We start from the raw sequence: 7433 nt of genomic DNA, 5'->3' as shown, positions 1-7433 counted from the left end.
GTACGCGAGGTCGTCCGGAGCCGGGGCGGGCAACGCCGTGCTCGGCTGTGAGTCGACGGCAGCGTCGTTGACGTCGTTGACGTCCTTGACGTCGACGACGCGCACGTCGGTCCCGTCCAGTCGCGAGCGCAACTCCGCGGTGGTGATGGCGGCGATCGGTCCGGCGTCGTCGACCATGAACTCCAGCCGTGCAGCAGGCACCGTAGGGTCGATCGGCACATACGCCGCGCCGGTCTTGAGCACCGCGAGGATCGCCACGATCGCCTCGGCAGAACGGGGAACCAGCAGCGCCACGCACTCACCCGGGCCGGCACCCCGACGAGCCAACATGTGCGCCAACCGATTCGAGGCCTCGTCGAGCTCTCGGTAGGTCAGTGAGCGACCCTCATAGGTCAGCGCGAACGACTCCGGTGTGCGCGCTACCTGAGAGGCGAATCGCTCTGGAATCGACATCGCCGCAGACACCGGCTGGCTCAACACCGCCCGGTTGGCCCACACGTCCAGTTGATCGTGCTCACCGGCCTCGAGCACGTCGATCGACGACAACCGCTGCGCAGGGTCGGCGATCATGGCGACGAGTAGCCGCTGGAACCGCCCGATCAGCGTTTCGATGCGGTCGACTTCGAAGGCGTCCGTGTCGAATTCGACGCGCAGGCCCAGTTCGTGACCTGGAAGGGCCATCACCGACAGCGGGTAGTGGTTGTACTCGCGGTTGCTGAACTCCGTGATGGCCAACTCCTGCACGCCCGACATCGCGCTGGTGTCGATCGGGTAGCTCTCGTACAGGAAGAGGGTGTCGAACAATTGCTCGTGGCCGGTGACGTGGTGGATTTCATTGAGCGCGAGGTGCTCGTGCTCGAGGGTGTCATTGTGGCCGGATTGCAGCTGCCCGAGCAGCTCGGCAACGGTCGTGGTTGCGGTGATGTTCGCCCGCACCGGCACCGTGTTGATCATCAAGCCCACCATCGACTCCGCGCCGACCAAGTCGGCCGGGCGTCCCGAAACCGCGGTGCCGAAGGCCACGTCGTGCTGGCCCGTCAGCCACGTCAGAAGCTGCGCCCATGCGGCCTGCAGCACCGTGTTGACGGTGGTGTGCTGCGAGCGTGCCAACTCGCCGAGGGCCCGTGTGGTCTCGGCAGAGACTCGATACGATTCGACGCTTCGCCGCCCTGCTTGAGCCGCCTGCCCGACGAGGGTGGGGGTGTCGAAACCGTCGAACAACTCGTGCCACGCCGCTCGGGCGGCATCGCGATCCTGATCGGCCAGCCAGCTGACGAAGTTACGATACGGGGCGGCTGCGGGCAGACGGTGCCCGAAATAGCCGGCGAAGATCTCCTGCAACAGGATCGGCAGCGACCAGCCGTCGATCACGATGTGGTGGAAGGTCATCACGAACCGGTGCTGGTTGCCCGCGGTACGGATCAACGCAGCGCGGAACGTCGGCCGACCGGCGAGGTCGCAGACCGCGGCGCGCTCGGCAGCGCTCAGCTGCTTGATCTCTTCGTCGGGGTTGCGGTCATCGTCGCGAAGATCGAGATATCGCCAAGCCATCACGGGGTCGGCGGGAATGATCTGCACCGGCTCGCCGAACTGTTCGCTGAAGCGGGCAGCCAGATTCGGGTGGCGGGCCACCACGTTATGCACGGCATCGCGCAATCGGTGCTGGTCGAGAAGTCCGGTCACCGTGATGTCCAGCTGCATGGCGTAGACGTCGTCCCCGGTGCCCTGCGCGAAGACCGAGTGGAAGAGCAGTCCCTGCTGCAGCGGGGTCAGCGGCAGGACGTCGGCGATGTCGTATTGCTGCTGCAGCTCGTCGATCTGCCGTTGGCTGAGCCGGGCCGGCGCGAGGTCTGACGGCGTCAGCCCGCCGCCGCCCGCACGGACATGTGCGCAGATGCCTGCCAGGGCGTCGAACCACAGCTGGCTCATCCGCTCGACCTGGTCATGACCGACTATCGACCGCGCCCACGTCCAGCTGGCCTGCAGTTGCGGGCCGGTGTCGGTGTCCAAGGTGCCTGCGTTGAGCTCCACGGTGTGCATCAGGGGCATGGGCACCGAGGAGGCCTCGCCTGCGACCGAAAGGGCGTCCTGATTGATTCGCCACAGTTCATCGGACAGGTCGCCCGCGCCCGCAGCGAGTCGCCCGAGGTAGTTGAATCCGATGGTCGGTTCCGACCCGGCTAGATCTACATCGGTGTTCAGATAGCGCAGCAGACCGTAGGTCAGACCGTCGGGCAGAGCGCGAAGCTGCTCCTTGGCGTCCTTGATGACCGAGCCCAGTGCGGTTTCACCCGAACTCACCTGCGCCCAGGACAGGTCGCCAACGGCCAGCGCCACCGGGTACTTGGTGGTGAACCAGCCCACCGTGCGCGACAAGTCGACGTCGCCCGCGAGTTCCTCCTGGCGACCGTGACCCTCCACGTCGATGCCGATCGGCGCCCCTCCGGTGCCCAGGAACTCCGCCCAGGCCAAACCGAACGCGATCAGCAGAATGTCCTGCACCCCGGCGTGGAACGCCGCGGGCACCTCGCCCAGCAGCAGCCGGGTGGTGTCGCTGTCCAGCGACACCGACATCTCCCCGGCGCTCATATAGGTGTCCACCGCCGGTTGTACCGGCGGCAACGCCGACGGGACCGCCGTCACCTGCCGCCAGGTGTCGGCCAGCTCCACCACCGCAGAGCTGCGCGCGTGCTCAGCCAGCAGCGACGACCAGCGAGCGAATGACGTCCCGCCCGTCGGCAACGCCACCGGCTGCCCGCTGTGATGCTGAGCCCAGGCAATGTTCAAGTCTTCCAACAGAATTCGCCAGGACACCCCGTCGACGGCCAGATGGTGAATCATCAACGCCAACTGGCCGGTGTCGGGCACCCACAGTGCGCTGAGCAACGCGCCTGCCGCAGGGTTCAGCCGCGACCGCGCCGTCACCACTGCCTCATCCGACAAGGCATCCACGGTGGACAGGCGATCGCGTGCGTTCACGGATCCGACCTCGGGCACCGACAACGACCACTCGCCTGCGCCGTCGTCCTCGACACACAGTCGCAGCGTCGCATGCCGATCCAGCAGCGCCTGCAACACGATTGCGACGTCCGCCTCGGCCACCCCGGCCGGAGCCTGCACGACCACTGTCTGATTGAACTGGTCGATCGGTCCGTCGACGTCGTGCAGCCAGCGCACGATCGGGGTGGCCACCACCGGCCCGATCCCCTCATCGACCACGGCGGCCTCACCGCCGGCCACCTGGGCCACCACGGCCAGCCGGGCCACGGTCTGCTCGACGAAGATGTCGCGCGGCCTACACAGCACTCCGGCTGCTCGGGCTCGTCCCACTACCTGCATCGACAGGATGCTGTCCCCGCCGAGATCGAAGAACGAGTCGTCGACCCCGACCCGCTCCTGCCCCAACACCTGGGCATAGATGTCGGCCAGAATCTTCTCCACCGGGGTGGCCGGCGCGCGGTAATCACCACGACCATTGCTGCGGTACTCAGGCGCCGGTAGCGCGCGTCTGTCCAATTTGCCGTTGACCGTCAACGGCAGAGCCTCCAACGTCACCACCGCTGCGGGCACCATGTAGGCCGGGAGCAGCTCGGCCAGCGCGACGCGCGCCTCTGCCGGATCGGCGGTCCCGGTCACATAGCCGATCAGGCGCTTGTCGCCGGGCCGGTCCTCGCGGGCGATGACTACTGCCTGCTCCACTCCGTCCACACCGGCCAGCGCCGCCTGGACTTCGCCCAGTTCGATGCGATAGCCGCGGATCTTGACCTGCTCGTCGGTGCGGCCCAGATACTGCAGCTGCCCGTCCTCACCCCATCGCACCAGGTCCCCGGTGCGATACATCCGCGCCCCGGGTCCCCCGAACGGGCACGCCACGAACCGCGACGCGGTCAACCCGCCTCGGTTCACATAGCCCTGCGCCACGCCGGCACCGGCCAAGTACAACTCGCCGACCACCCCCTCGGGCGACGGCCGCAGCCATTTATCCAGAACGAACAACGCTGCACCGGGCACCGGCGAACCGATCGGCGCTACCCCTGACCCTGCGCTCAGCGGAGCGCTCATCGCCGCGTAGATCGTTCCCTCGGTCGGGCCGTAGGCGTTGATCATCACCCGCCCGGGCGCCCACCGATCCACCAGCTCGGTCGGGCAGGCCTCACCGGCCACCACCAGCGTGGCGTTCTCCAAACCCTCCTGCGACAGCATGCCCACCGCAGAGGGCGTCTGGCATAGGACGCTCACCTTTTCACTGACCAGTAGGGCGTTGAGATCATCCGGTGAGCTGCCCACCGATTCGGGCACCACCACCAACCGGCCACCGTGTAGCAGCGCACCCCAGATCTCCCACACCGAGACGTCGAAGACCAGCGAATGCCACTGCGACCAGACCTGCCCCGGACCTGCCGGCAGGTCGGCGTGCAGTGTCCCCAGCAGCTGGGTGACGTTGTGGTGCGTGACCGCAACTCCCTTGGGGACACCGGTGGTCCCCGAGGTGTAGGTCATGTAGGCGAGATCGTCGGGTGTCGGCACCGCCGATGCGGCGCTGGGTTGGGTGTCGACGGCGGGGTCGTTGACGTCGATGACTGCCGGGTCGTACCCATCCAGCCGCGGACGCAGGCCCGCCGTCGTGAGCACGGCGATCGGCGCGGCATCGCTGAGCATGAACTCGATCCGCGCGTCGGGATGCGCCGGGTCGATCGGCAGATACGCCGCCCCCGTCTTGAGCACCGCCAGAATCGAGACGATCGCCTCGCCAGAACGGGGAAGCAACATCGCCACGCGCTCGCCAGGACCGGCACCGTGGCCGGCCAAGAGGTTCGCCAACCGGTTGGCGGCCTCGTCCAGCTCGCGATAGGTCCACGACTGCTCCCCAGAGACCAGCGCCACCGCACCCGGGGCGCGGACTACCTGCACGGCGAACAACTCCGGAATCGACACCGGCGTGCCCACCGGCTGCGTCAACACCGCACGGTTACCCCACTCGTCCAGCAGGTCGTGCTCACCGGAATCGAGCAGATCGATCGACAACAACCGCCGTGTGGAGTCGCCGCTCATGATTCCTCCCCAGAGTCCGCGGTCATGGCCTCAAGCACCCGTTGCAACCGGTCGACCATTTTCTTGACCCTGGCCGCACCGAACACGTCGGTGTCGAACTCGACGCGAAGTCCCAGCTCGTGACCCGGGACGGCTTGCACCGAAAGAGGATAATGGTTGAACTCGCGATTGCTGAACTCGGTGATGGCCAACTCGTGCACTCCCAAGAACGCGGCCGCGTCGATCGGGTAATTCTCGTAGACGAATACGGTGTCGAACAGCTGGTCGTAGCCGGTGGCGCGATGGATCTCGCTAAGCGCCAGATGCTGGTGCTCCAACGTGTCGTTGTAGCCGCTCTGCAGCTCGTTGAGCAGGCCGGCGATGGTGGTGTCTGGAGTGATGGTCGCCCGGACCGGCACCGTGTTGATCAACAAGCCCACCATCGATTCCGCGCCGACCAAATCCGTGGGCCGCCCTGAAACCGCGGTACCGAAGGCCACGTCGGACTGACCGGTCAGCCACATCAGCAGCTGCGCCCACGCGGCCTGCAGCACCGTGCTAACGGTGGTGTGCTGCGAGCGTGCCAACTCGCCGATGGCCCGCGTGGTCTCGGCCGAGACCTGGAACGATTCGACGCCCCGTCGCCCGAGCGCCAGCCGGCCTGGCGGACCGACGAGCGTGGGAGTGTCGAAGCCGTCGAAGACCTGGCGCCATGCCGCTCGGGCGGCACCGTTGTCCTGATCGGCCAGCCACGTGATGAACCTCCGGTACGGGACAGGCGCGGGCAAGCGCGCGCCGAAGTAGGCGGCGAAGATCTCCTGCAGCAGGATCGGCTTCGACCAGCCATCGAGGACGATGTGGTGATTGGTGAGCACGAACCGATGCTGATCTTCTGCGGTGCGGACCAACGCGGCCCGGAAGGCCGGTTGGGCGGTGAGGTCGCAGACCGCCGTGCGCTCGGCGGCGGAGAGCCACTGAATCTGCTCGTCGACATCGACGCCACCGTCCAACTCGACGTACTGCCAAGCCATTTCGGGTTCAGCCGAGATGATCTGCACCGGCACGCCGAACTGTTCGTCGAAGCGGGCCGCGACATTCGGGCGGCGATTGACCACGGTGCGCACCGCGTCGCGCATGCGTTTGGGATCGAGTGGGCCGGCCACGGTGATGTCCAGCTGCACCGCATACAGGTCTTCGCTGCCCTGCGCGGTGCCCGAGTGGAACAGCAGTCCCTGTTGCAGCGGGGTCAGCGGCAGGACGTCGGCGATGTCGTATTGCTGCTGCAGCTCGTCGATCTGCTGTTGGCTCAGCCGGGTAGGCGCGAGGTCTGACGGGGTAAGGCCGCCTCCGCCGTCTTGGACATGGGCACAGATGCCGGTCAGAGCGTCGAACCACAGCTGGCTCAGCCGGCTGATCTGGTGGTGATCCAGTGCCGAGAGCGCCCACGTCCACGTGGCGTGCAAGCGCGGACCGGTGTCGGTGTCCATGGTGCCTGCGTTGAGCTCCACGGTGTGTCCCAGCGGCGTGGGCACCGCCGTGGCCGCGGCGATGACCGAAACGTTGTCTTGGTTGATCCGCCACAGGTCATCGGAGAGGTCGCCCGCGCCCGCGCCGAGGCGCCCGAGGTAGTTGAATCCGATCGCCGGATCCGACCCGCCCAGGTCCACTTCGGTGTTCAGATAGCGCAGCAGACCGTAGGTCAGTCCGTCTGGCAGAGCGCGAAGCTGCTCCTTGGCGTCCTTGATGACCGAGCCCAGTGCGGTTTCACCCGAACTCACCTGCGCCCAGGACAGGTCGCCAACGGCCAGCGCCACCGGGTACTTGGACGTGAACCACCCCACCGTGCGCGACAAGTCAACGTCGCCCGCGAGTTCCTCCTGGCGACCGTGACCCTCCACGTCGATGCCGATCGGCGCCCCTCCAGTGCCCAGGAACTCCGCCCAAGCCAAACCGAACGCGATCAGGAGAATGTCCTGCACCCCGGCGTGGAACGCCGCGGGCACCTCACCGAGCAACAGCCTGGTGGTGTCGCTGTCCAGCGACATCGACAACTCCCCGGCGCTCACATAGGTGTCCACCGCCGGTTGTACCGGCGGCAACGCCGACGGGACCGCCGCCACCTGCCGCCAGGTGTCGGCCAGCTCCAGCACCGCCTCCGCGTGCGCCTGCTCATTGAGCAGTGCCGACCAGCGGGCAAACGACGTTCCCGCCGCAGGCAATGCCACGTCCTGCCCGCTGTGATGCTGGGCCCAGGCAATGTTCAAGTCTTCCAACAGAATTCGCCACGACACCGCGTCCACCGCCAGATGGTGAATGATCAACACCAGCTGGCCGGTGTCGGGCACCCACAGCGCGCTGAGCAACGCCCCCGCGGCAGGGTTCAACCGCGACCGCGCCGCCAC

At 67.0% G+C, this 7433-nt stretch carries 2 protein-coding genes; both read right to left on the bottom strand.

All coding sequences use genetic code 11. The features are described 5' to 3' along the window. Positions 1-5052: amino acid adenylation domain-containing protein (locus tag QOI01_RS24390; RefSeq protein WP_526385538.1), on the bottom strand; the 5052-nt coding region annotated here is incomplete at its 3' end. Further along, positions 5049-7433: condensation domain-containing protein (locus QOI01_RS24385; RefSeq protein WP_526385536.1), on the bottom strand; the 2385-nt coding region annotated here is incomplete at its 5' end. The genes QOI01_RS24385 and QOI01_RS24390, both read right to left, overlap by 4 nt.

This window comes from Mycobacterium sp. (assembly GCF_032162605.1).
Taxonomy (GTDB): domain Bacteria; phylum Actinomycetota; class Actinomycetes; order Mycobacteriales; family Mycobacteriaceae; genus Mycobacterium.
Note: the sequence above shows the minus strand (reverse complement) of the source record. Positions and strands in the feature narration are given on the sequence as shown.